This is a genomic window from Allobosea sp. MMO-172 (assembly GCF_037147855.1).
GTDB lineage: Bacteria > Pseudomonadota > Alphaproteobacteria > Rhizobiales > Beijerinckiaceae > Allobosea.
The window spans coordinates 103,447-125,340 of the sequence record NZ_JBBCUM010000014.1; the positions used below are offsets into that span (position 1 = coordinate 103,447).

Genomic DNA, 21,894 nt, shown 5'->3' on the forward strand with positions numbered 1-21,894 from the left:
TTGCGCTTCAGCCCGTCAGGATGGCGTAGACATCGCCCGAATTGGCCTCATGCGGCAAGCTGCGCAGGTAATCGCCCATCGCTTCGGCACTCGCCGGTTCCGCGAGTTCGAGCGCCTGGCTCTCGCCGATCGCGACATTGAAGCGATAGGGGCCAAGCGTCTCCAGCAGCACGAGGCAGGCTTCGGCGACATCGCGCTGGATCGTCGTGAACTCGAAGGAAATGACCGGTACCGCCTTGGTCAGACCGGCCAGCACATGCGCCTCGAAGCCCTCGACATCGATCTTGAGCAGCTTCGGCAGGCCGTAGCGCTGGATCAACCGGTCGAGCGTGGTGCAGGGCACGGTGATCTCATAGTCCCAGACCTGCCCCTCCCAGCCGCCCGCCCCCGCGGCCGCGCCGATGAAGGCGGCCGAGGCGGTCGAGACCGTGGGGTTCTCGCTGTTGATCCGCAGCGCGATCGAGCCCTCGTGATCGCCGCAAGCCGCCTCGACCAGCGTCACCAGCGGGTCGCGCCGGTGGATCAGGCGGATGACGCGGGCCGGACCGGGCTGCGGCTCCAGCGCCACGACGCGCGCGCCCAGCCGGCGGAAGGAAGAGATGCGGTCGCCAACATGGGCGCCGATATCGAAGGCGAGATCGCCCGGCTTCAGGAAGGCTCCATAGAGCCGGTCCATCGCCGCATGGCGCTCCTTGTCGCCGTGATAGACGCGCAGCGAGCGCGACAGCGCCTTCACCGTCCCCTTGGGATAGACGACGGCGTTCATGCCGCCTCCTCGTCGCGGATCGCGACAAGCACCGGTGGCAGGTCGAAATCCTCGGGGATGCCGCAGAGCCCGCGCCGCGCCAGCCAGGCGCCGCAGGCCGGCGCCGCCGTCAGCATGGCGAAGGGGATCGCCAGCACATAGCCCGCGGTCAGTGGCAGCGACCAGATCAGCACCGCCGGGGCCATGATGCCCAGCGTGACGAAGAGCCAGGCCCCGAACAGCAGGTGCGGCCACAGGCCGGCAAAAGCCGTCGCGAAGGACAGGGCATGGGCATCGCGCGCCTGCCCGTTCCAGCCGATCTCCGCCCGCCCGAAGGCAAGCCCGATCATGAACAGCGTCGTCCGGAAGCTTGAGACCGCGCCCTGCAGGAAGGAAAAGACGAGTTCGATCGCCGCCGAGACGAGAAACCGCGCCTTGCCGCCATAGCGCGCGACGCCGCCTTGCGTCAGCAGGATGTCGGCAAAGCCGGCGAGCTTCGGCGAGAGATACATCGCCAGGAACAGCAGATAGAGCCCGGCGGCCAGCACGGCCGGGTAATCGGCGATCGCCCGATCCTCGAAGACCTTCAGCGGCAAGAGCGCGATCATCAGCGTCCAGGCCGGCAGGCCGAGGAACATCAGGATCGCCCAGACCAGCTGGAACCGGCTCATCGGCTTCAGGCCGGGGATGTCGAGCAGCTTGAGATATTGCAGGTTGCCGAGGCACCAGCGCAGGTCGCGCTTGGCGAATTCCAGCATGGTCGGCGGGTTCTCTTCCCAGCTCCCGCCCTCGACCGGCAGCACGCGCACCTCGTAGCCGGCGCGGCGCATCAAGGTCGCCTCGACCTGATCATGGCTCATCACGGCTCCGCCCAGAGGCGGCCCGCCCGGCAGCACCGGCAGATGACAGTGCTCGCGGAACGGCGCGATCCGCACCAGCGCGTTATGCCCCCAGAACGGCCCGCAATCGCCGCCCCACCAGGCCGAGCCCATGGTGTAGGGCCGCATGCCGTGGCGCATGCCGAACTGGAAGATGCGGGCGAAGGCCGAACGGCTGGGCATGCCGACCACGAGACTCTGCAGGATTCCGAGCTTCGGATGCGCCTGCATCATTCGGGCCATCCCGAGGATCGTCTCGCCCGCCATCACGCTGTCGGCATCGAGCGGCAGCATCAATTCGTAGCGTTCGCCCCAGCGCTCGCAGAAATCGCGGAGATTGCCGGCCTTGAACCCGGCATTGTCGTCGCGGCGGCGATAGGTCAGCCTTGCCGGATCGCCGAGTTCGCGCGCCCAGGCCGCAGCCAGTTGCTCCTCGGCCGCAGCAACCGCGGGATCATTGGTGTCGGACAGCACGAAATAGTCGAACCAGGCGCCCTCGCCCGTCGCATCGAGGCTATCCTTGACGACCTTCAACCGCCGGAAGGCACGCGCCGGGTCCTCGTTGCGCAAGGTCATCAGAACGGCGGTGCGCAGGGTCAGCGGCACCGCCTGTTCGCCATCCGCAGCGAAGGGCGCGACCTCGGCAAGCCCATCCGCCTTGCCATGCAGGAGCCAGAGCCCGATCGCGGCATTCCAGAAGCCGAGCACGGTCCAGGGCGCGCCGAACAGGAAGGCGATGAAGATCACGACATCCGCGACGCTCCAGCCGCCCGCGCCGAGCACGCGCGCCACACCGGCCAGCAGCAGGGCCAAGGTTCCGAGATTCAGGACGAGGACGAGGAACCGCCGGCGGCGCAGCACCGTTTCCGCCTGCAGCCCGGCCGGGGTCAGACCGCTCGGCCCGGCCTCTTGCGCCGCCCGCCGGAACGTGGTCGGAGCGGGACGCTGGTTCATGGCGGTCTCTGTCATGGTAGGCAGACAGGCTCGGACGGACGGGATCGGACGCGAATGGCGCGGGAGCTAAAGCCTGCAACACCGATTGACGCAAGGACCAAGGCTCTTGCGCTTTGGTATACAGCGCCCCGTGAATGCAACCTGAATGAAGTCGCCTTGCCCGCGCTGGGCGCGGCCGACTGCCTGCTGACGACGCTGTGGAGCGGCGTCAGCCGTGGCACCGAGCGGCTGGTCTGCGAGGGCCGCGTGCCCTGTTCCGAGCACGAGCGCATGCGCGCGCCCTTCCAGGAGGGCAGCTTCCCGTTCCCCGTGAAGTACGGCTATTGCGCCGTCGGCCGCGTCGAGGCCGGCCCTCGGGACCTGCTCGGCCGCATCGCCTTCTGCCTGCATCCGCATCAGGATCGCTTCGTCGCCCCGCGCGACAGGCTCGTCCTCGTGCCCGATACGGTGCCGCCCCGGCGCGCCATCCTCGCCGCCAATATGGAGACCGCGCTCAACGCCCATTGGGATGCCGGCTCCGGCCCCGCTGACAGGATCGTGATCGTCGGCGGTGGCGTTCTCGGCCTGCTCGTCGCCTGGCTGGCGGCCCGCTTGCCGGGCTCCGAGGTCACGCTCGTCGATGTCGAACCGGGCCGGGCCAGGCTCGCCACGGCACTGGGCTTCCACTTCGCCACGCCGGAGACCGCGCCGCGCGATGCCGATCTCGTCTTCCATGCCAGCGCGACGGCGGCAGGCCTCGAAACCGCCATCGCGGCCGCAGGCACCGAGGCCCGGATCGTCGAGCTCAGCTGGTATGGCGAAGGCGCCGTTCCCGCCACGCTCGGCGGCGCCTTCCATGCTCGCCGCTTGCAGCTTGTTTCCTCCCAGGTCGGACTGGTCTCGGCTTCGCGCCGCGCCCGCTGGAGCTATGCCCGCCGGGCGGAGGCCGCGATGGCGCTGCTCGCCGACGACCGGCTCGATGCCTTGATTACCGACGAGATCGCCTTTCGCGAGTTGCCGCAGCGCCTGCCCGGCCTGCTCGCGCCGGGCGCCGCTGGCCTCACCGCCGCGATTTGCTATGAAGCGCGGCCCTGACCGGGCCGCCGTCGAAACCCATCTCCGGGAGATCGCATGTTTTCCGTCGAAGTCCGTGACCGCATCATGATCGGCCATTCCCTGCCCGATCCCTTCTTCGGTCCGGCGCAGAACATGCACGGCGCCACCTTCGTGGTCGATGTCGCCTTCTTCCGGGAGAGGCTGAACAAGCAGAACGTCGTCGTCGATATCGGCGCCGCGCTCGACACCCTCGCCGAGACGCTGAAGCCGCTGAAATACCAGAATCTCGACGCCCTCCCGCAATTCGCGGGCGTGCTGACCACCACCGAATTCCTCTGCAAGCATATCTTCGACGCCATGGCGGCTGCGGCGAAATCCGGCGCGCTCGGCGCTGACGGCACAGGGTTGGACCGGATACGCGTCACGCTCCACGAGACCGATCTGGCCCGCGCCAGCTACGAGGGCGCGCTGGCGTGAGCGGCATCGTCTTCGCCATCCCCGGCGATATCGATGCGCCGACAGGCGGCTACGGCTATGACCGGCGCCTCCTGCGCGAATGGCGCGAGGCCGGTATCGAGGCGCGCCATCTCGCCCTACCGGGCTCGTTTCCCTTCCCCACGGATGCCGATCTCGCCACGACCGAGCAGCTCCTCGCCGCAACCGCACCTGACGACGTCCTGCTCGTCGACGGCCTCGCCTATGGCGCCTTCCCGGAAGCCCTCGCCGCGCGGTTCGCCGGGCGGCTGGTCGCGCTGGTGCACCATCCGCTGGCGCTGGAAACGGGGCTGAGCCCGGTGGCCGCCGACGCGCTGCGGCAGAGTGAAAGGCTGGCACTCGTGCGGGCGCGCCGCATCGTTGCCTCGAGCCCCACGACGCAGGCGACGCTGGAGGCCGAGTTCGGCATCCCCGCAGGCGAGATTGCGGTCGCGGTACCCGGCTGCGACCCCGCTTCGCGCGCTTCGGGATCAGGCAGCGATGTCTCGCTCCGCCTGCTGGCGGTCGGCTCCCTCATTCCCCGCAAAGGCTACGACATCCTGATCGAGGCGCTGACGGCCATCGCCGACAGGCCCTGGACCCTCACCATCGCCGGCTCGCCCGATCATGCCCCGGCAACAGCAGCGGAATTGCGCGACGGCATCGCCCGTGCCGGACTGGCGGAACGGATATGGCTCGCAGGCGGCGTCGGAGCGGACAGGCTCGCGCAACTCTATGACGAAGCGGATCTTTTCGTGATGTCATCGCTGTATGAGGGCTACGGCATGGTGCTGACAGAGGCGCTGGCGCGCGGCCTGCCGATCGTCACCACGCTGAGCGGCGCCGGGGCCGAGACCGTGCCCGCTGCGGCTGCCCTCAAGGTGCCGCCCGGCGACGCTGCGGCACTTGCCAAGGCGCTTGCGAGGCTGATTGATGCGCCGGCAGAGCGTCGGCAGCGTGCCGATGCCGCGTGGGCCGCAGCCGGCGATCTGCCGCGGTGGAGCGAGACCGCGCGCATCGTCGCAGATGTTTGCCTGTGCGATAGAGCATCGGCCCGAAAAGTGGCACGCGGTTTTCGGGAAAAGCCGATGCAAGATCAAAGAACAAGAGAGCCGGACTGAATACGATATTCAGTCCGGCTCTCTTGCGGCCGAAAGGTGGGGTAATGGCTGGTTTCTCTCCGGAATGGCTCGCCTTGCGCGAGCCCGCTGATCATGCGGCACGCAATCCGCAGGTTCTCGCGGCGATCGGCAGCTATTTCGCCGACAAGGCCTCGCTCTCGGTGCTCGATCTCGGCTGCGGCGCGGGCTCCAACCTGCGCGCCAGCTACGCCGCCCTTCCCGGCCGCCAGCATTGGACGCTGGTCGATCACGATGCCGAACTGCTCGGCTTCGCCCGCGAACGCCTCATGGATTGGGCCGACGAGGCGCGCGAGCAGGGCGAGGAACTCGTGCTCGCCAAGGGCGACAAGACGATCACGGTCGACACCCGCAAGGTCGACCTGAACAAGGATCTCGAATGGGTGCTGGGCTGGCAGCCCGACCTCGTCACCGCCGCCGCCCTCTTCGACCTCGCCTCGAAGCGCTGGATCGAGCGCTTCGTCGCCGCGCTCGCCAGCCAGCATCTGCCGCTCTACGCCGTGCTGACCCATGACGGCCGCGAGGAGTGGCAGCCCAGCCACCCCGCCGATGCCGGCATCCATGCCGCCTTCACCGACCATCAGCACCGCGACAAGGGTTTTGGCCCCGCTGCTGGCCCGGATGCCAGCGAGATCATGGCTGAAGCCTTCCGCAAGTCGGGCTTCGCGGTTTCGAGTGGCGACAGCAACTGGCTGCTCGACGCCAAGCGCCGGCCTCTGCAGGAAGCGCTCGCCGAAGGCATCGCAACGGCCGTCGGCGAGACCGGCCGCCTCGACCCGCAGGCGATCGCGGATTGGCTCGCCGCCCGCCGCGAAGCCGGGTCGGCGCTGATCGGCCATCAGGATCTCTGGGCCCGGCCGATCTAGCGGCCCGCTATTTCAGCCACGGCAGCATCCGCCGCATCACGCCGTCCTTCAGGATCAGGTAGTGATGCAGCGCCGCGCCGATATGCATCAGCGCCAGCGCCCCTGTCGCGAGCGCGAGCTTGCCATGGATGTCGAGCACGCGCTTGGCCGCTTCTTCATTGGGCTTCGCCAGCGCCGGGAGGTCGAACAGATCGAAGATCGTCAGCGCCGGAAACAGCGAGACGCCGATCCAGCCGAGCAGCGGCACGACCAGCAGCAGGCCGTAGAGCAGCCAATGCACCAGATGCGAGGCCGCCTTCTGCCACCGGGCCAGCGTCGGCTCATCCGGCGGCGCGCCATGCAGCAGGCGATAGGCGAGCCGGCCGGCCATCAGCCAGAGCAGCAGGAATCCCACGAGCTTATGCGCGCTGTAGAGCCCGTTGGTCAGCCCGTCCCAGATGTTCAGGACATTGCCGCGATAGCTCATGGCGAGGCCCACGGGGATCATCGCGAAGACGGCGACCACCGTGATCCAGTGCAGCGCCCGTGCGACCGGGCTGTAGGCGCGGGTTGCCGGCATCTCGCCTTGCATCGGAAAGCCTCCTCACCTCACGCCGGAACGATATTCATCTCACGTTCAAGCGTGTGCGCCCATAGGACGGCGAGACGCTCCGGAAGTTCCCGTTTTCGCTTGCCGACGGACGCCATCTGACGCGGTTTTGATCATGGAACCGGCGCCCCGCCCGCCACGTTGCTGGCAGAGCGCGATGCAAGGCCCTATATCGATACGCGATGGTGCCCTGGACGCTCCCTCGGCCGGCCTCCGGCCCAATCTGACGGACTTTTCGATGCCTGAGTCGCGTACGCTCTTCGGCCCATCCCTCCAGACGGATCTCGTGAAGGTCGAGCGGGCGATTGCCGAGCTTCGCGCCGGCCGCCCGGTCCTGCTCCGCGATGGCGAGCGGCTGGCTTTGGCTCTCTCCGCCGAGCTTGCCGACGCCGAGCTGGTCCGCCGCTTCGATGCGCTCGCGCATGGCCGCGGCCATCTCGTGCTGAGCGCCGCGCGCCTGCGCCGCCTCGGCGCCAAGGGGCGGCTGGAGACCGGCATCTTCGCACTGCCCGCTATCGACATCGCCCGCATCGAGACGCTCGCGCTCAAGATCGATGGCCGCATGGACGCGCCCGTCGCCCCGGCCTCCGCTCTCGACGAGGCCGCGCTCGAACTGGCCCGCCTGTCGCTGGTGCTGCCGGCCGTGATCCTCGTGCCCGTGACCGCAGAGGCGGTCGCCAACGAGCCGCTCGTCGCGGTCGAAATCGCCGCCGTCAACGGCTATCGCGCCGAGCAGGCGGCCACGTTGAAGATCGTCGGCCGCGCGCCGGTGCCGCTCGAAGGCGCGCCGGATACCGAATTCGTCGTCTTCCGCGGTGGCGAGGGCCTGCGCGATCAGGTCGCGATCATCGTCGGCAAGCCCGATCTTGCCGCCGCCGTGCCGGTGCGCCTGCATTCGGCCTGCCTGACCGGCGATCTCTTCGGCTCGCTGAAATGCGATTGCGGCGACCAGCTGCGCGAAACTGTGCAGTGGATGGCCGAGAACGAGGGCGGTGTCCTGCTATATCTCGACCAGGAAGGACGCGGCAACGGCATCTCCAACAAGATGCGCGCCTACAAGCTGCAGAGCCAGGGCTGGGACACCTATGACGCCGACGAGGTTCTCGGCTTCGATCTGGACCAGCGCCATTTCGACTTCGCCGCGACCATGCTGAAGCAGCTCGGCGTCTCGCGGGTGGTCGCGCTGACCAACAACCCGCAGAAGATCGGCGCGATCGAGGCTGCCGGGCTCGAGGTCGCAGCGACCCAGCGCGTGCTCGGCCGCCCGAACGCGCATAATGTCCGCTATCTCGCCTCCAAGCGCGACCGTGCCGGCCATTTCATCGACATGGACGCGCTGATGGCGCGCGCCGCCCCGACGGATTGACCGCGCTCCCGCCCGTGATCAGGCCAGGCTGATGCCCGAGCCCGACAAGACCTCCCCAGACAGCCCAGCGCGCTGGCCACTCGCCAGCGTCTGCGCGATCGTGTTCATCGCCTGGCTTGCGCTGTCCTGGCCCTGGCTCTCCGGCACGCTGACAATCCCCTGGGATGCCAAGGCGCATTTCCACCCGCAGCTCCAGTTCCTCGCCGACGCCTTCCACAAGGGCCTCTCGCCCTTCTGGACGCCCTTTGTCTTCTCCGGCTCGCCACAGGTCGCCGATCCGCAATCGCTGATCTTTTCACCCACCTTCGCGCTCATCGCCGCGCTGAACCCGGCTCCCGAATTCCGCTGGAGCGACGGCGCCCTGCTCGGCACCCTGCTGCTCGGCGCCTTGTCGATCGTCGCGATCTTCCGCGATCGCAGCTGGCATCCGGCGGGCGCCGTGGTGGCGGCGCTCTCCTTCGCCTTCGGGGCGGCGGCCGCCTGGCGTATCCAGCATGTCGGGCAGGTGCTGAGCCTCGGCTATTTCGCGATCACGCTCTTCCTGCTCTCGCGGGCGCTGGAACGTGGTTCGATCGCCTATGGCTTCGCCGCCGGCGTCGTCTCCGGTTTCATGGTTCTGGGCCGCGACCAGGTCGCCCTGCTTGGCGTCTATGTGCTCGCAGGGCTCACGATCTCCGCGATCCTGATGGCCCAGAGCCCGTGGCGCGCCTTCCGTGCCAGCCTGCCGCCGCTCGTTGCCGGAATGGTCGGCGCGATCCTCGTCGCGACGGTCCCGATCCTGCTGACAGCCTTCATCGCGCAGGAATCGAACCGCCCGGCCATCGATTTCGTCGAGGCCGGCAAGGGCTCGCTTCATCCGGCCGCGCTCCTGACCGGGCTCTTCGCCAATCTCTATGGCGCGGCCGGCCCGCTCGACAATTTCTGGGGCGCGCCGAGCCCGGCCTGGGAAGCGCGCTTCGGGCCGCTCGGCCTCTTCCTCGCCCGCAACATGAGCCAACTCTATCTGGGCCTGCTGCCGATGGGGCTGATCCTCACGATCGGCCTTGTCCGCGGCGCGCTCTGGCGGCGGGAGATCGTTCCGCTCACCGTCGCGGCGATCATCGTTCTGCTCTTCGCGCTCGGCCGCTACACGCCGGCCTTCAGGGTGCTGTTCGAATTGCCCGGCATCAGCTTCTACCGCCGCCCCGCCGACGCGCTCTTCATCCTCGGCGCCCTGCTCGCCTTGCTCGGCGGCTACCTGACCCATCTCGTCTTGACGGGCACTGCCCCGAAAGCGCGGCCCTGGCAGATCGCCCTCGAAGCCCTGATCTTCGCCGGCACGCTTGCGCTGGCGCTCTGGCTCGCCTGGACGGTCGGACGCATTCCGGTCGCGACCATGCCGCTCGTCATCGCGGCGCTCTGCGGCATGCTCTCGTTCGGCGGGCTTATCGCGGCGCGCGGGCTCGCAAGGCGCGGCTCCCTCCTCGCCGCGACCATGGTTCTCGCCGCCACGCTGACCATGGATATCTCGGTCAACAATGGCCCGAGCGAATCCACCGCCCTGCCGGCGCAGACCTATGACGTGCTGCGCAAGGACAGCGCCAACGACACCATCGCCCTGCTGAAGCGCGAGACGGCACGCACCATGGCGCCCGACCGGCGCGACCGCATCGAGCTCGCCGCCATCGATTTCCACTGGCCCAATGCCAGCCTCGTCCACGATCTCGACAACACGCTCGGCTACAACCCGCTGCGGCTCGGCCTCTACAGCAAGGCGACCGGCGCGGGAGACCATGTCGCGCTGCCCGACCAGCGCACCTTCTCCCCGCTGATGCCGGGCTATCGCTCGCTGCTCGCCGACATGCTGGGCCTGCGCTTCATCGCGACCGGCGTGCCCGTCGAGCAGATCGACAAGGGCCTCAAGCCCGGCGACCTCAGGCAGATCGCCCGAACCAAGGACGCCTTCGTCTACGAGAATCCGCGCGCCCTGCCGCGCGTGCTGCTGGTGACCGAGGCCCGGAAGGCGGATTTCGACGCGATCCTCAAGACCGGCGCATGGCCCGAAGGCTTTGATCCGCGCCGCACCGTGCTGCTCGACCGTGATCCTCCGCCCTTGCCGGCCGGTCCGCTCGGGCAAAACAGCGTCGCGATCCGCGATTACGGCACCACGACCGTGACGCTCGCGGCCGAGACGGCGCGCGGCGGCTATCTCGTGCTGAACGATGTCTGGCACCATTGGTGGCAGGTCGAAATCGATGGCCAGCCGGCCGAATTGCTGCGCGCCAATGTCCTGTTCCGGGCCGTTGTGGTGCCGCCCGGCAAGTCGACGGTGCGCTTCGTCTTCCGTCCGCTGCAAGGGCTCTGGCATGACATCGCCACGCATCTGCGCAAGCCTCCGGCAACACAGCCGGGCTAGCGGACGGCCAGCGGGCAGCAGCGAAAATCACCTCTCCTGCCAGTTCTGGCCGCGCAATCGTGGCAGAGAGCCCCGCCTGACAACCAGACTTGCGAGACGACGATGACGACGGCACCCGCTTCGACCCGGGGCGAGAAGGCGACCCGGCGCGAATGGCTCGGCCTGATCGCGATCGCCCTGCCCTGCATGATCTATTCGATGGATCTGACGGTGCTGAACCTCGCGGTGCCGACGCTGACGCGCGAGTTGAAGCCGAGCGCGAGCCAGCTGCTCTGGATCATCGACATCTACGGCTTCATGGTCGCCGGCTTCCTGATGACCATGGGCACGCTGGGGGACCGCATCGGCCGGCGCCGCCTGCTGATGATCGGCGCCGCCTTCTTCGGCGTCGCCTCGACGGTGGCCGCCTTCTCGAACAGCGCGGAGATGCTGATCGCGATGCGCGCCGTGCTCGGCATCGCCGGCGCGACGCTGGCGCCCTCGACGCTCTCGCTGATCACCGTGATGTTCACCGACGAGAAGGAGCGCACCTTCGCGATCTCGATGTGGATCGCCAGCTTCTCGGCCGGCGCGATCATCGGCCCGGTCGTGGGCGGCTTTCTGATCGAGTATTTCTGGTGGGGCTCGGTCTTCCTGATCGCCGTGCCGCCGATGCTGCTCCTGCTTGCGATCGGCCCGATCCTGCTGCCGGAATACCGCGCCCCCAATGCCGGCAGCCTCGATGTCTTCAGCGCGCTGCTCTCGCTCGCCGCGGTGCTCGGGCTCGTCTACGGCATCAAGCACTGGGCGGCCGAGGGCTTCGACTGGAAGGCTGCAGCCGCGATTCTGATCGGCCTCGCCTTCGTCCTGATCTTCATCCGGCGCCAGAAGCGGCTCGCCGATCCGATGGTCGATCTCGCCATGTTCCGGATTCCGGCCTTCCGGGCGGCGCTGGCGATCAATCTCGCCGGCATCCTCTTCATGTTCGGCAGCTTCATCTTCATGGCGCAGTATTTCCAGCTCGTCGCCGGTTTGACGCCGCTTCAGGCCGGGCTCTGGTCACTGCCCTCGGCCATCGCCTTCACGCTCGCCTCCTTCGTCACGCCGGCACTGGTCGGGCGCTACAAACCCGCAACCTTGATGGCCGGCGGCATGGCGCTCTCGGCCCTCGGCTTCGTCTGGCTCGTCTTCGCGCCGAGCCTGGTCCAGATCGTCGCGGCCTCGGTCGTGTTCTCGATCGGCTTCACGCCGGTGATCACGCTGACGACCGGCATCGTCGTCGGCTCGGCCCCGCCGGAGCGCACCGGCGCGGCCTCGGCCATGTCGGAAACCTCAGCCGAGCTGGGCGGCGCGCTCGGCATCGCCGTGCTCGGCAGCTTGGGCGCCGCGCTCTATCGCAGCCGCATGGCGGATGTCACGGTGCCCGGCATCAGTACGGATGCGCTCGCACCGGCCCGCTCGACCCTGGGCGGTGCGCTGGCGCTGGCAACGGGGCTTTCGCCCGATCAGGCCGGGCCGATGCTGGCGCGGGCCAGTGAAGCCTTCATGGTCGGCTTCCGCGCGGCAGCGATCCTGTCGATCATCGGCATGCTGCTCTGCATCGTCATCACGCTGACGACCCTGCGCGACGCCCGCACGGGCGACGCGCACTGACGGTACTCGTTGTATGCGGGAACACGGCGTCATCCCGGGCTTGACCCGGGATCCATGCCAGAACGCCACCGATCAAGGTTCAGGCATGGATCCCGGCTCTAGGCTTCGCTGCGGCCGGGATGACTCGCGTTTCAATGACGGAAAATCTGCCCTAGCCCTGCGATGATCCCTTTCAGGCCAGCGCGCCCATCGCCGCGATTGGCTGGACGGAGAGGCCGTCCAGCACCTTGGCGAGGCCGGCGGGAGCGACCTCCCCGCCCCGCATCGTCTCGTCGCGATGAATGCCGCCCGCGATGAACAGGCTGTCGAAGCCCATCAGGCGCGCGCCAGCCAGATCGGTGCGCACCGCATCGCCGATCACCAGCACCTTGCCGGTCTCGACCGACCGGCCGCCACGGGCATCGGCCGCCGCCGCGAGCGCAAGATCATAGGCCGGCCGATAGGGCTTGCCGGCCCAGGCGACGGAGCCGCCGAGTTCCTCGTAGATCGTCGCCAGCGCGCCGGCGCAGGGCAGCAGGTCCTCGCCGACATGCACGACGAGATCGGGGTTGCCGCAGATGAAAGGCAGGCCACGCCGGGCGAAGCGCTCCAGCAGCGGCCGGTACTGCTCTGGCGTCTCGGTGCGGTAGTCGTTGAGTTCGGTCGCAACGACGATATCCGCCTTGTCCTCATCGACGAGCGTGACATCGAGTCCGTCGAACACGGCCCGGTCGCTCTGCCAGCCGATATGGTAGGCGCGCTTGTGGTGGCTCTGCGCGATCAGCGCCCGCGTGACGTCGCCGGAGGTGACCAGCCGGTCCCAGGCCTCGCGCGGCACGCGCTTGGCGTCGAGCAGCCCCGCGACCTGCTGCGATGGCCCCGGCGCATTCGAGAGCAGCACCACCGTACCGCCACGCTCGCGATAGGCCATCAGCGCCTCGCAGGCCGGCTCCAGCGCCCAAAGCCCGTCATGCACCACGCCCCAGACATCGCTGATCAGCACATCGTAGCGGGCGAGGAGATCGCCCGCCCGCTTCAGAACCGGAACGCTCATCAGGAACGCGCCTCCGCGGCGATGCGCGCCTCGACATCGGCGCGGCGCGGCAGCGGCGCCACCGCGCCATAGCCCAGCGTCGACAGGGCCGCCGCGACATTGGCATAGGCGCCGGCGGCGAAGGCATCGCCCCCCGTGCGCAGGTATTCGGCGAGAAAGGCGCCGTCATAGCAGTCGCCGGCGCCGGTCGCGTCGATCGCATCGACCTTGATCGGCCGGAAGCGCTCGCGCCGCACCGGCGTCGCCACCAGCGAGCCCTCATGGCCGAGCGTCAGCGCCACCACCCGCGCACCGAGGCCGAGATAGAAATCGGCGATGGCATCGGGGTTGTTCAGGCCGGACAGCTGCGTCGCGTCGTCAAGGCCTGGCAGGATGATGTCGGCCATGGCGCAGGCGGCATGGATGATCGCCTTGGCGCGGGTCAGCGGCCAGAGCTTCAGGCGCAGATTGGTGTCGTAGGCGGTCAGCACGCCGGCCTTGCGGGCGGTGTCGAACGCATCGAACACGGCATCGCAGGCGCTGGCCGAGATCGCCTGGCTGATGCCGGAAGCCTGGATGATCCGGGCGGAGCGGATCAGGTCGCGCGGCAGGTCGCGCGGGCCATAGAGGCTCGCGGCAGAGCCGGCGCGCAGATAGGAGAAGACATGGCCGGAGGGGCCGTGATCGACGAAATAGAGGCCGGTCGGCGCGCTCGGATGGGTCGCGACATGGCTGTCGTCGACGCCTTCGCGCTTCCACAGGCCACGGATCGAGTGGCCGGCGCTGTCATCGCCCAGCGCCCCGAGATAGCCGACCGACATGCCCTGGCGCGCAGCCGCGACCGCGCAGTTCGAGGTATCGCCGCCATGGCCGAACAGGAAGGCGCCGCTCTCGGCGCGGGTCGCATTGAACTCGCCGAGCGGTTCGCCGAGGCAAAGAAGATCGAAGCGGCTGTCGGTCACGTTTCAAACCATTCAGATGGCGCGGGAACGCCGGGGAACACAGCCTTCCTAGAACATCGAATGGCAAAGTGAAATCCGCGAGAGAGCGGACAGGATGCATTTCGAAAAACGCGGGTCATCCCGGACGGAGTGCAGCGGAAATCCGGGATCCATGCCTGAACATTGATCGGCAGCGCTCCGGAATGGACCCCGGGTCAAGCCCGGGATGACGCCGCGGTTCCGCAGAAAAGCGGAAAACGCCTGCGGCCGCGCCTATTCCGCCGCCTCGCGCTTCGGCGCCGCGCTCATCAGCCGATCCGCCAGCTTGACGATCTCCTGGCGCAAGGCGGCATCATGGGTTCCGGTGCCTCCCGCCCTGCGCAAGGCCGAGATTTCGTCCATGAGCTGGGTCCGGTCGGCGCGCGCCTGGGTCAGCGCACCCTGCAGCGTCTGAAGCTCGGCCCGCAGCATCTCGATCTGGCTCTCGCGTTCGTTCTGGGCGTCCTGCAAGGTCGCGACCTCCTCCCGGTTTCGCCGCCTGGCCGCCTCATGGTCGTCCTTTGCGGCGGTCAGCGCCAGGTCCAGCGCTCCGCGCATATCCCTGGTCGCGGCATGCCCGGCCTCTTCCTGCCGGAGCTGCCTCTCGAGCTGCTGCGCCGCCACGCCCGCCGCGCTGGCGCGGGCATCGGCCGCGGCGAGCCCGGCTTCGGCCTGCGCCGCCCGCGCGTCGAAGGCATCGGCCCGCACCCGCTCGCCATCGCGCTCGCCGGTCATCGCATGCAAAGCTGCCTCGCTCTGGACGAGACGTTTCTCGGTCACGGCGAGCTTGTCCGCGAGTTCATCGCCCTTGGCCTGCAGAACCATGATGCGGGTTCCATCCTCGACCTGCGCGACGCGCAGCTTCTCGGCGCCGCTGCGGCTCTCGGCCAGCTCCCGCTCGCGCTCCGCCAGCAGCGTCTCGACCCGCCCGACGGTTTCACGCTCACGCTCCAGCTCACCGCTGCGTGCCACCAGATCGGCGCCCGTGCCGGTCAAGGCCGCGCGCGTCTCTTCCAGATTGCGTTCGAGACTGGCGAGATCGGCCACCCGCTTCTCCAGCGTGGCCGTCGTCTCGCCATGGCCGGTGCGCTCACCGGCGAGCGCGGTCTGCGTATCGGCAAGTTCGCCGCGTGTCTGGGCGAGATCGGTTTCGAGCCCGCCGATCCGGGTGTCGCGCTCGCCAAGCTCGCGTTCCAGCCGGCCGATCGTCATGTCGCGCCGGCCGAGTTCCTGCATCGCGCCGGCCTTTGCGGCGAAGCCACGCTCGGCATCCTGCTCGGCCGAGCGCATGCGCAGGGCGAGTTCGGCCCGCAGATGGTCGCGATCCGCGGCGATTTCGGCGAGCGAGAGCGGGAACGCCGCCTCGGCCCGCTTGCGCGCCAGCCTGTCGGCCCGCCGCGCCAGCGCCGGCACGGCCGCCAGGGCCATGAGGGCGGCGCAGAGGAAGCCGAGCGCGAACAGCATGGCGGCTTCGATCAAGTCTCAGAACTCCCGGCTATGGGCTGAGATCGAATCTGCCATGGCGGCGGCGCCATGGCCAGCGATAGTCGCCCTAGCTTAGAAGGGGTTCCAGGTCGCCTGCGGCGTGAACTTGAGATAGCCGAGATTGACGCCGAGCCGCCAGCCGACGCCCGTGCGGATCGGCACCAGCGTGATGCCCTCCGCGGTCAGCGCCGTGAAGCCGAAGCCGCCGATGAAGTAGGCCGAGCCATCCACGCCGGCAAAGCGCTGGTAGAGCGCGTCGACCCTCGGCAGATTATAGACCAGCATCATCGTGCGCGCGCCTTCGCCGCCGAAATCGAAGCCGATCGACGGCCCCTGCCAGAACACGCGGCGGTCGCCGGCATTGCGGGTATAGAGCTGGCCCTCGCCATAGCGCAGGCCGCCGACGAAGGCGCCGGAGGCTTCCTGGCCGAGGACATAGCCGTTCGGCTCGCCCCAGCGGCGCACCGCCTCCTCGATCGTCAGCGCAAGCCCGCGCGAGACGTTGCCGAAGAACTTGTGGCCGGAGCCGACGAGCTCGTTCTGGCTGAACGACTGCTGTTCCTTGTATCTCTGGGCGAGCGCCGGAAGCGGCATTCCGCTCAGGCTCGCGCCGGCCACGGCGAGACCGCCCGTGATCAGGTTGCGGCGGGTCTGGGTCATCAGCGACATCTCCAGGCAGGGCGCCAGACGAGGCAGAGCGCCAGGGCGGTTCGATCGTCCGTCCGCTCGGCACCGACGGCGGCTGCATGGCAGCCGGTCCGGGATGGATGCGATACGGGCCGGGGGGCGGGCCGATCCTGGGCCATCCGCCGCCCGACCGAGCGTCGAAACCTGACGCTCGGCGAATGCGAATCAATTCGGTAACGAATTTGATACGCCGCAAATCTATCCAAGGCGTGAAGATTCCGGAGAGCCGTGTCGGCCCGGGATGGGACTTCCAAGAGGATTCGATTGTGATGAAGGCCGCAACAAGGCAGCGCCTGATCCTGCTCGCCGCCGGCCTCGTCTCGCTATCCCTGATCGGACAGGCCGCTCTGGCCAATCCCCCATCCGCCGCGCCGGCTGCGGCGACGCCCGTGCCCTTCCCGGCGCTGCCGGACATGCCTTCGCTCGGTGAGGTGATGCAGCGGGACCTGCATACCGGGCTCGCGATCAGCGGCTTCGACCCGGTCTCCTATCGGCTGGGCGCGAAGCCGCAGGCCGGACGCGCCGAATACGAGCTCATCCAGAACCGCTTCGTCTGGCGCTTCGCTTCGAAGGCCAATCTCGAAGCCTTCCGCGACGCGCCGGGTGTCTACGCGCCGGCCTTCGGCGGTTTCGATCCGACCGGCGTCGCCAATGGCGTTGCCGTCGAAAGCGACCCCAGCCTGTTCGCGGTGGTCGGGTCGCGCCTTTACCTGTTCCGCTCGGCCGAGAACCGCCAGCGCTTCCTGCGGGAAACCGGCTTGCTGGCACAGGCGGAAAGCCGCTGGAACGCGGTACTGCTCTCCGTCGCCCGCTGACCGGCGCGTCTCAGCCGCCGCAATCCCCGGCGATGGCCTGCCGCGCCAGCTTTTCGCTCGACGCCGCCACGAAGGGCGGGTTGCGGAACTGCCGCTCGCTGCGGCCGTAATCCGGCAAGGTGCCGTCCAGCGTCAGCACGATCCCGCCCGCCGCCGAAAGAATGGCATCACCGGCAGCGATATCCCATTCCATCGTCTGGCCGCAGCGGACATGGATGTCGGCCTCGCCCGAGGCGATCATCCCGAACTTCACCGCCGACGAAACCGGAATGCCCTTGCTGCAGCACATCGAGGCCGCGATGCCGTCGCTGCGGCCGTCGCCATGGAAGCGGCTGACCAGCGCGACCGGGCCTTCGTCCGGCACCGCGCGAACGCTCGTCAGCCGGGCCTCGCCCAGAAGCGCACCATCCGGAGCGAAATCCTGCTCATAGGCATGGGCACCTGAAAACCACAGCCGCCCGATGGCCGGGGCCGCGATCGCGCCCGCGATCGGGCGGCCGTCGCTGACGATCGCGATCGCCACGCAATAGCTGTCGCCGCCGGCGAGGAACTCGCGCGTGCCGTCGAGCGGGTCGAGCAGAATGAAGATCGCGCCGGGCGCCGCGTCCTGCGCGGTTTCCTCGCTGACGATCGGAAAGCCCGGCAGCAGGCGCGCCAATGCGTCCTTGGCGGCATGGTCGGCCGCAAGGTCGGCGGAACAGACCGGCGAGCCGTCGCTCTTGAGCGTGACGTCGCGCGCCGCCCGCTTGGCCAGCAGGACGGCGGCACTCACTCCGGCAGCTTCGGCAAGTCTGCGGCCCAGCCCGTCGCGGTCGCGCAGGCGGGGATCGTCATGGCCGATCATCGCGGCCCATCCTTCTCATAACCGCCCTCATATGGCGATTAACCACATGAAAACCAAGATGCCAGCATATCAAGCGACAACGACGCCCAATCCGGCGCACCCCCGTTTCCAGGACCTCGCCCCCATGACCGACATCTCGCTCGAGCCGCTCGATCTGGCCGCGCTTCTCTGCAGCCGTGTCTGTCATGACGTGATCAGCCCCGTCGGCGCGATTGTCAACGCTCTCGAAGTTCTGGAAGAAGACGATCCCTCGATGCGCGACTTCGCGCTGGAGCTGATCAAGAAGAGCGCGCGCGCCGCCTCGGCCCGCCTGCAATTCGCCCGTCTCGCCTTCGGCGCAGCCGGTTCCGCCGGCGCGATGATCGATCTCGGCGATGCCGGCAATGTCGCCAACGGCTTCCTCAACGACGAGAAGCTCTCGCTCGACTGGGAGGCGCCGCGCGCGCTGCTGCCGAAGAACCAGGTCAAGCTGCTGCTCAACCTGCTGGTGCTGGCGACGCAGGCCGTGCCGCGCGGCGGCAAGCTCGTCTCGCGCGCCACTGTCGAGGGTGAGCAGGGCACGTTCGAGATCACCGCGACGGGCTCGCATGCCCGGATTCCGGCCCATGTCGAGGAGCTCATCGCCGGCCGCTCCGAGACCGGCACGATCGACGCCCATGCCGTCCAGCCGCTCTATACCGGCATGGTCGCCCGCGCGGCGGATATGGGCATCACCTTCGCCATCGAAGGCGACACCGTGACGATCAAGGCCGCGAAAGCGGCCTGAACGATCGTTACCGGTCGAGGCGCGATCTCAACCGATCATAAACCGTTCTCCTGCTTTAGTTCCTGCAGCGTTCCGCGTTGAGTGAAGTTCCTGCATGGACGAGCTGCTGCAAGAGTTCCTGACGGAGACCGGCGAGAATCTCGACACGGTCGATCGGGAACTCGTCCGTTTCGAGCAGGACCCCAACGACCGCGACATCCTGCGGAACATCTTCCGGCTGGTGCATACGGTTAAGGGCACCTGCGGCTTCATCGGCCTGCCCCGGCTGGAAGCGCTGACCCATGCCGCGGAGTCGGTGATCGGGCAGTTCCGCGACGGCGCGAACGTCAAGCCCAGTGCCGTCACCGCGATCCTGGAGACCATCGACCGGATCAAGGACATCCTGGCCGAGCTCGCCGAGAAGGGGCAGGAGCCGGAAGGCAATGACGAGACGCTGATCGGCGAATTGTTCGCGCTGGCCGAGCATGCCAAGGGCGAGCTCAAGCTGAATCCGCCGCCCGATGCTTCGCTCGACCCGGTCGCCGCCTATCTCGCGCGCCACGGCCAGGCCGCTCCCGAGCCGACCAGCGCGGAGGATATCGTCTTCCGCAGCGCGCCCGGCCCGCAACGTGGGCGCGACGGCCGGATCGAGGGCAGCGAAGCCGCCGCCCCCGCCGAGGAGGCGCACGGCCCGGCCCGCAGCAGCAACTCCGGCCCGGCCACGCTGCGCGTCAACGTCGACACGATCGAGCATCTGATGACGATGGTCTCGGAGCTCGTCCTGACGCGCAACCAGCTCCTCGAGGTCTCCAGGCGGCAGGAGGATGCCGGGCTCAAGGCCCCGCTCCAGCGCCTGTCTCTCATCACCGCCGAGCTGCAGGACGGCGTGATGAAGACCCGCATGCAGCCGATCGGCAACGCCTGGTCGAAGCTGCCGCGCATCGTGCGCGATCTCAGCGCCGAACTGGGCAAGCGCATCGAGTTGATCACCGAAGGCGCCGAGACCGAGCTCGACCGGCAGATTCTCGACCTGATCAAGGACCCACTGATCCACATGGTCCGCAACTGCGCCGACCATGCGATCGAACTGCCGGCCGACCGGCGCGAGGCGGGCAAGCCCGAGCATGGCACGATCCGCCTCGCCGCCTATCACGAGGGCGGCTCTGTCACGATCTCGATCGCCGATGACGGGCGCGGCCTCGACATCGAGCGCATCCGCGGCAAGGCCATCGCCAAGGGGCTCGCCACCGAGGCGGAGCTCGAACGGCTGAGCGACGGCCAGATCGGCCGCTTCATCTTCCATCCCGGCTTCTCCACCGCCGACAGCGTGACGGCGGTCTCGGGCCGCGGCGTCGGCATGGATGTGGTCAAGGCGAATGTCGATTCGATCGGCGGCACGGTCGATGTCGCGAGCCGCCCGGGCCTTGGCACGACGATCACCATCAAGATCCCGCTGACCCTCGCCATCATCTCCGCGCTGATCGTGGTCGCGGGCGAGGATCGCTACGCCATCCCGCAGATCGCCGTGCGCGAGCTGGTCAGGGCCAAGGCCGGCGACGACAACCGCATCGAGGAGATCAACGGCGCGCCGGTCCTGCGGCTGCGCGGGCGCCTGCTGCCGATCGTCTCGCTGCCCGGCCTCATGGCTCCTCCGGGCGCGGAACATGCCGGTCGCAAGGATGGCGAGGGCTTCATCGTAGTCACCCAGATCGGCGAGAGGCAATTCGGCATCCTGGTCGATAGCGTCTTTCACACCGAGGAAATCGTGGTGAAGCCGATGTCGAGCAAGCTGCGCCACATCCACCTGTTTTCCGGCAACACGATCCTCGGCGACGGCACCGTCGTGCTCATCGTCGATCCCAATGGCGTCGCACGGCTGGTCGGTGCGACGATCTCCGAGGATGTCGAGGAGGAGCCGCGCGAGGCCGCAGCCCAGGTGCATCGCGGCGAGCGCAGCACCATGCTCGTCTTCCGCGCCGGCACCGGCACCCTGCAGGCCCTGCCGCTCTCGCTCGTGACACGACTGGAAGAGATCGAGGCCGGCGAGTTCCAGCGCAGCGGCAGCCGCACGCTCCTGCATTATCGCGGGCGTCTGGTTCCCGTGACCCCGGTCGGCGACACGCAACTGCGCGACAAGGGCATCCAGCCGCTGGTCATCGTCTCGAACGGCGATCTCACGGTGGCGCTTGCCGTCGAAGCGATCGTCGACATCGTCGAGGACACCTTCGAGCTGGAGATGGCGGCGGCGGAGGAGCGCGGCATCATCGGCTCCGCGATGATCCGTGGCCGCGCCACCGACGTCCTCGATCTCGCCCATTACCTGCCGCTGAACGAGCCCGGCTGGTTCGCAGCCGGGCGCAGCGCCGAGCTTCCCGGCCGCATCCTGCTGGTCGAGCCCTCCGACTTCCTGCGCGACATGCTCGGCCCGGTCCTGAAGGCCTCGGGCCGGACCATCGCGACGCTGTCCGATTTCAGCGAAGCCGGGCTCGCCGGCGGCGAGCCGGTCATGATCGCGATGCTCGACCTCGATCGCGACAGCGACGCCGCCTTCGCCTTTGCCGCCGTGCTGCGCGAGCGCGCCAAGGGCGAGCGCCTGCGCATTCTCGGCCTCACCACCTGCGCGACGCCCGACCTGCACATGCGGGCGGTTCAGGCCGGCTTCGACGATGTCGTCGCGAAATTCGACCGCCGCGCCCTGTTGAGCGAGCTCAATACGGCAGGCGCCGACCTGAGGCATGCGGCATGATGGCGAACGAGCCCCACTCCCCCGCGCCCGCCGGCCCAGGCTTCGGCGATTCGCTCGACTACGTGACGATCCGCGTCGGCGAGCAATTGCTCGGCCTGCCGATCGGCCGCGTCCAGGACGTCTTCATCGCCAACCGGATCACGGTCGTCCCGCGCGCGCCCGACGAGATCGTCGGCCTGATCAACCTGCGCGGCCGCATCGTCACGGCGATCTGCCTGCGCAAGCGGCTCGGGCGCCCGGTCAGCCTCAAGCTCGACGGCCAGGGGCGCACCGAACTGACGGCGATCGGCATCGATCATGACGGTGAGGCCTATGCGCTCATCGTCGATGCGGTCGGCGAGGTCATCCGGCTCGACCGGTCCACTTTCGAGCCGCTTCCGGTTCATCTCGATCGCGTCTGGGCGGCGCTGGCGACGGGCATCCATCGCCTCACCGATGAGCTTCTCGTCGTCCTCGACCTCGACGCCGTTCTCGATCTCGACCTTCGCAGCGCGGCCTGACGGCGGC

19 protein-coding genes are annotated in these 21,894 nt (G+C 68.5%); 11 read left to right on the forward strand and 8 right to left on the reverse strand.

The window, feature by feature from the left end; genetic code table 11:
* Positions 1–7: 7 nt before the first annotated feature.
* Both WFK61_RS19830 and mdoH read right to left on the reverse strand, forming a co-directional pair.
* Positions 8–766 (reverse strand): FkbM family methyltransferase, encoded by a 759-nt coding sequence (locus WFK61_RS19830; RefSeq protein ID WP_336813803.1) that lies wholly within the window; start codon positions 764–766, stop codon positions 8–10.
* Positions 763–2,577 (reverse strand): glucans biosynthesis glucosyltransferase MdoH, encoded by a 1,815-nt coding sequence (gene mdoH / locus WFK61_RS19835; protein WP_336813804.1) that lies wholly within the window; start codon positions 2,575–2,577, stop codon positions 763–765. The genes WFK61_RS19830 and mdoH overlap by 4 nt, the downstream gene beginning before the upstream one ends.
* Before the next feature lie 54 nt (positions 2,578–2,631).
* On the opposite strand from mdoH, the gene WFK61_RS19840 reads away from it, so the two are divergent.
* From WFK61_RS19840 to WFK61_RS19855, 4 genes are read left to right on the forward strand one after another with little or no spacing between them, the layout of a single operon-like run.
* Positions 2,632–3,651 (forward strand): zinc-dependent alcohol dehydrogenase, encoded by a 1,020-nt coding sequence (locus WFK61_RS19840; RefSeq protein ID WP_442896337.1) that lies wholly within the window; start codon positions 2,632–2,634, stop codon positions 3,649–3,651.
* Between the two features lie 36 nt (positions 3,652–3,687).
* Positions 3,688–4,089: a 6-pyruvoyl trahydropterin synthase family protein gene (locus tag WFK61_RS19845; protein ID WP_336813806.1), complete on the forward strand. Its 402-nt coding sequence runs from the start codon at positions 3,688–3,690 to the stop codon at positions 4,087–4,089.
* Positions 4,086–5,207: a glycosyltransferase family 4 protein gene (locus WFK61_RS19850; protein ID WP_336813807.1), complete on the forward strand. Its 1,122-nt coding sequence runs from the start codon at positions 4,086–4,088 to the stop codon at positions 5,205–5,207. The genes WFK61_RS19845 and WFK61_RS19850 overlap by 4 nt, the downstream gene beginning before the upstream one ends.
* Before the next feature lie 44 nt (positions 5,208–5,251).
* Positions 5,252–6,091: a class I SAM-dependent methyltransferase gene (locus WFK61_RS19855; protein ID WP_336813808.1), complete on the forward strand. Its 840-nt coding sequence runs from the start codon at positions 5,252–5,254 to the stop codon at positions 6,089–6,091.
* A 7-nt stretch (positions 6,092–6,098) separates the two neighbouring features.
* On the opposite strand, the gene WFK61_RS19860 is transcribed toward WFK61_RS19855, so the two are convergent.
* Positions 6,099–6,662 carry a cytochrome b gene (locus tag WFK61_RS19860; protein ID WP_336813809.1) on the reverse strand — a complete coding sequence of 188 codons (564 nt, stop codon included), beginning with the start codon at positions 6,660–6,662 and terminating at the stop codon, positions 6,099–6,101.
* Between the two features lie 256 nt (positions 6,663–6,918).
* Between WFK61_RS19860 and ribA the strand changes: the two genes are divergently transcribed.
* From ribA to WFK61_RS19875, 3 genes are all read left to right on the forward strand, one after another.
* The gene (ribA, locus tag WFK61_RS19865) at positions 6,919–8,046 is read left to right on the forward strand and encodes a GTP cyclohydrolase II RibA (protein ID WP_336813810.1); all 1,128 of its coding nucleotides are present in this window, start codon (positions 6,919–6,921) and stop codon (positions 8,044–8,046) included.
* Positions 8,047–8,077: 31 nt separating this feature from the next.
* The gene (locus WFK61_RS19870) at positions 8,078–10,441 is read left to right on the forward strand and encodes a glycosyltransferase family protein (protein WP_336813811.1); all 2,364 of its coding nucleotides are present in this window, start codon (positions 8,078–8,080) and stop codon (positions 10,439–10,441) included.
* A 102-nt stretch (positions 10,442–10,543) separates the two neighbouring features.
* A complete protein-coding gene (locus WFK61_RS19875; protein WP_336813812.1) occupies positions 10,544–12,073 on the forward strand; it encodes an MFS transporter in 1,530 nt (509 codons plus the stop codon).
* Positions 12,074–12,245: 172 nt separating this feature from the next.
* Here the strand turns inward: WFK61_RS19875 and WFK61_RS19880 are convergent, their stop codons facing one another.
* From WFK61_RS19880 to WFK61_RS19895, 4 genes are all read right to left on the reverse strand, one after another.
* Positions 12,246–13,106, reverse strand: coding sequence for a TIGR01459 family HAD-type hydrolase (locus tag WFK61_RS19880; RefSeq protein WP_336813813.1), 861 nt, complete (start codon positions 13,104–13,106; stop codon positions 12,246–12,248).
* Complete coding sequence (locus WFK61_RS19885) at positions 13,106–14,047, reverse strand: sugar kinase (RefSeq protein WP_336813814.1); 942 nt, start codon at positions 14,045–14,047, stop codon at positions 13,106–13,108. Before WFK61_RS19885 ends, WFK61_RS19880 begins: the two co-directional genes overlap by 1 nt.
* 252 nt (positions 14,048–14,299) lie before the next feature.
* Entirely contained in the window at positions 14,300–15,544 is a 1,245-nt protein-coding gene (locus WFK61_RS19890) for a coiled-coil domain-containing protein (protein WP_336813815.1), read from the reverse strand.
* 78 nt (positions 15,545–15,622) lie between these two features.
* Positions 15,623–16,144 (reverse strand): DUF1134 domain-containing protein, encoded by a 522-nt coding sequence (locus WFK61_RS19895; protein WP_336813858.1) that lies wholly within the window; start codon positions 16,142–16,144, stop codon positions 15,623–15,625.
* A gap of 362 nt (positions 16,145–16,506) precedes the next feature.
* Between WFK61_RS19895 and WFK61_RS19900 the strand changes: the two genes are divergently transcribed.
* The gene (locus tag WFK61_RS19900; protein ID WP_336813816.1) at positions 16,507–17,052 is read left to right on the forward strand and encodes a YHS domain-containing (seleno)protein; all 546 of its coding nucleotides are present in this window, start codon (positions 16,507–16,509) and stop codon (positions 17,050–17,052) included.
* Positions 17,053–17,062: 10 nt separating this feature from the next.
* Here the strand turns inward: WFK61_RS19900 and WFK61_RS19905 are convergent, their stop codons facing one another.
* Positions 17,063–17,896, reverse strand: coding sequence for a 3'(2'),5'-bisphosphate nucleotidase CysQ family protein (locus WFK61_RS19905; protein WP_336813817.1), 834 nt, complete (start codon positions 17,894–17,896; stop codon positions 17,063–17,065).
* Positions 17,897–18,020: 124 nt separating this feature from the next.
* On the opposite strand from WFK61_RS19905, the gene chpT reads away from it, so the two are divergent.
* The 3 genes from chpT (at position 18,021) to WFK61_RS19920 (ending at position 21,887) form a co-directional block, all read left to right on the forward strand.
* On the forward strand, positions 18,021–18,662 hold the full coding sequence (gene chpT / locus WFK61_RS19910; RefSeq protein ID WP_336813818.1) for a histidine phosphotransferase ChpT: 642 nt from the start codon (positions 18,021–18,023) through the stop codon (positions 18,660–18,662).
* Between the two features lie 94 nt (positions 18,663–18,756).
* Positions 18,757–21,387, forward strand: coding sequence for a chemotaxis protein CheW (locus WFK61_RS19915; protein ID WP_336813819.1), 2,631 nt, complete (start codon positions 18,757–18,759; stop codon positions 21,385–21,387).
* The gene (locus WFK61_RS19920) at positions 21,384–21,887 is read left to right on the forward strand and encodes a chemotaxis protein CheW (protein WP_336813820.1); all 504 of its coding nucleotides are present in this window, start codon (positions 21,384–21,386) and stop codon (positions 21,885–21,887) included. The genes WFK61_RS19915 and WFK61_RS19920 overlap by 4 nt, the downstream gene beginning before the upstream one ends.
* The last annotated feature ends 7 nt before the right edge of the window (positions 21,888–21,894 follow it).

Bases quoted from the DNA above. Each gene is read 5' to 3' on its own strand.
- WFK61_RS19830 (WP_336813803.1), bottom strand. From the start codon at position 766: ATGAACGCCGTCGTCTATCCCAAGGGGACGGTGAAGGCGCTGTCGCGC.
- chpT (WP_336813818.1), top strand. From the start codon at position 18,021: ATGACCGACATCTCGCTCGAGCCGCTCGATCTGGCCGCGCTTCTCTGC.
- mdoH (WP_336813804.1), bottom strand. From the start codon at position 2,577: ATGAACCAGCGTCCCGCTCCGACCACGTTCCGGCGGGCGGCGCAAGAG.
- ribA (WP_336813810.1), top strand. From the start codon at position 6,919: ATGCCTGAGTCGCGTACGCTCTTCGGCCCATCCCTCCAGACGGATCTC.
- WFK61_RS19855 (WP_336813808.1), top strand. From the start codon at position 5,252: ATGGCTGGTTTCTCTCCGGAATGGCTCGCCTTGCGCGAGCCCGCTGAT.
- WFK61_RS19905 (WP_336813817.1), bottom strand. From the start codon at position 17,896: ATGATCGGCCATGACGATCCCCGCCTGCGCGACCGCGACGGGCTGGGC.
- WFK61_RS19900 (WP_336813816.1), top strand. From the start codon at position 16,507: ATGAAGGCCGCAACAAGGCAGCGCCTGATCCTGCTCGCCGCCGGCCTC.
- WFK61_RS19875 (WP_336813812.1), top strand. From the start codon at position 10,544: ATGACGACGGCACCCGCTTCGACCCGGGGCGAGAAGGCGACCCGGCGC.
- WFK61_RS19920 (WP_336813820.1), top strand. From the start codon at position 21,384: ATGATGGCGAACGAGCCCCACTCCCCCGCGCCCGCCGGCCCAGGCTTC.
- WFK61_RS19880 (WP_336813813.1), bottom strand. From the start codon at position 13,106: ATGAGCGTTCCGGTTCTGAAGCGGGCGGGCGATCTCCTCGCCCGCTAC.
- WFK61_RS19870 (WP_336813811.1), top strand. From the start codon at position 8,078: ATGCCCGAGCCCGACAAGACCTCCCCAGACAGCCCAGCGCGCTGGCCA.
- WFK61_RS19840 (WP_442896337.1), top strand. From the start codon at position 2,632: ATGGCGCGGGAGCTAAAGCCTGCAACACCGATTGACGCAAGGACCAAG.
- WFK61_RS19860 (WP_336813809.1), bottom strand. From the start codon at position 6,662: ATGCAAGGCGAGATGCCGGCAACCCGCGCCTACAGCCCGGTCGCACGG.
- WFK61_RS19845 (WP_336813806.1), top strand. From the start codon at position 3,688: ATGTTTTCCGTCGAAGTCCGTGACCGCATCATGATCGGCCATTCCCTG.
- WFK61_RS19895 (WP_336813858.1), bottom strand. From the start codon at position 16,144: ATGCCGCTTCCGGCGCTCGCCCAGAGATACAAGGAACAGCAGTCGTTC.
- WFK61_RS19915 (WP_336813819.1), top strand. From the start codon at position 18,757: ATGGACGAGCTGCTGCAAGAGTTCCTGACGGAGACCGGCGAGAATCTC.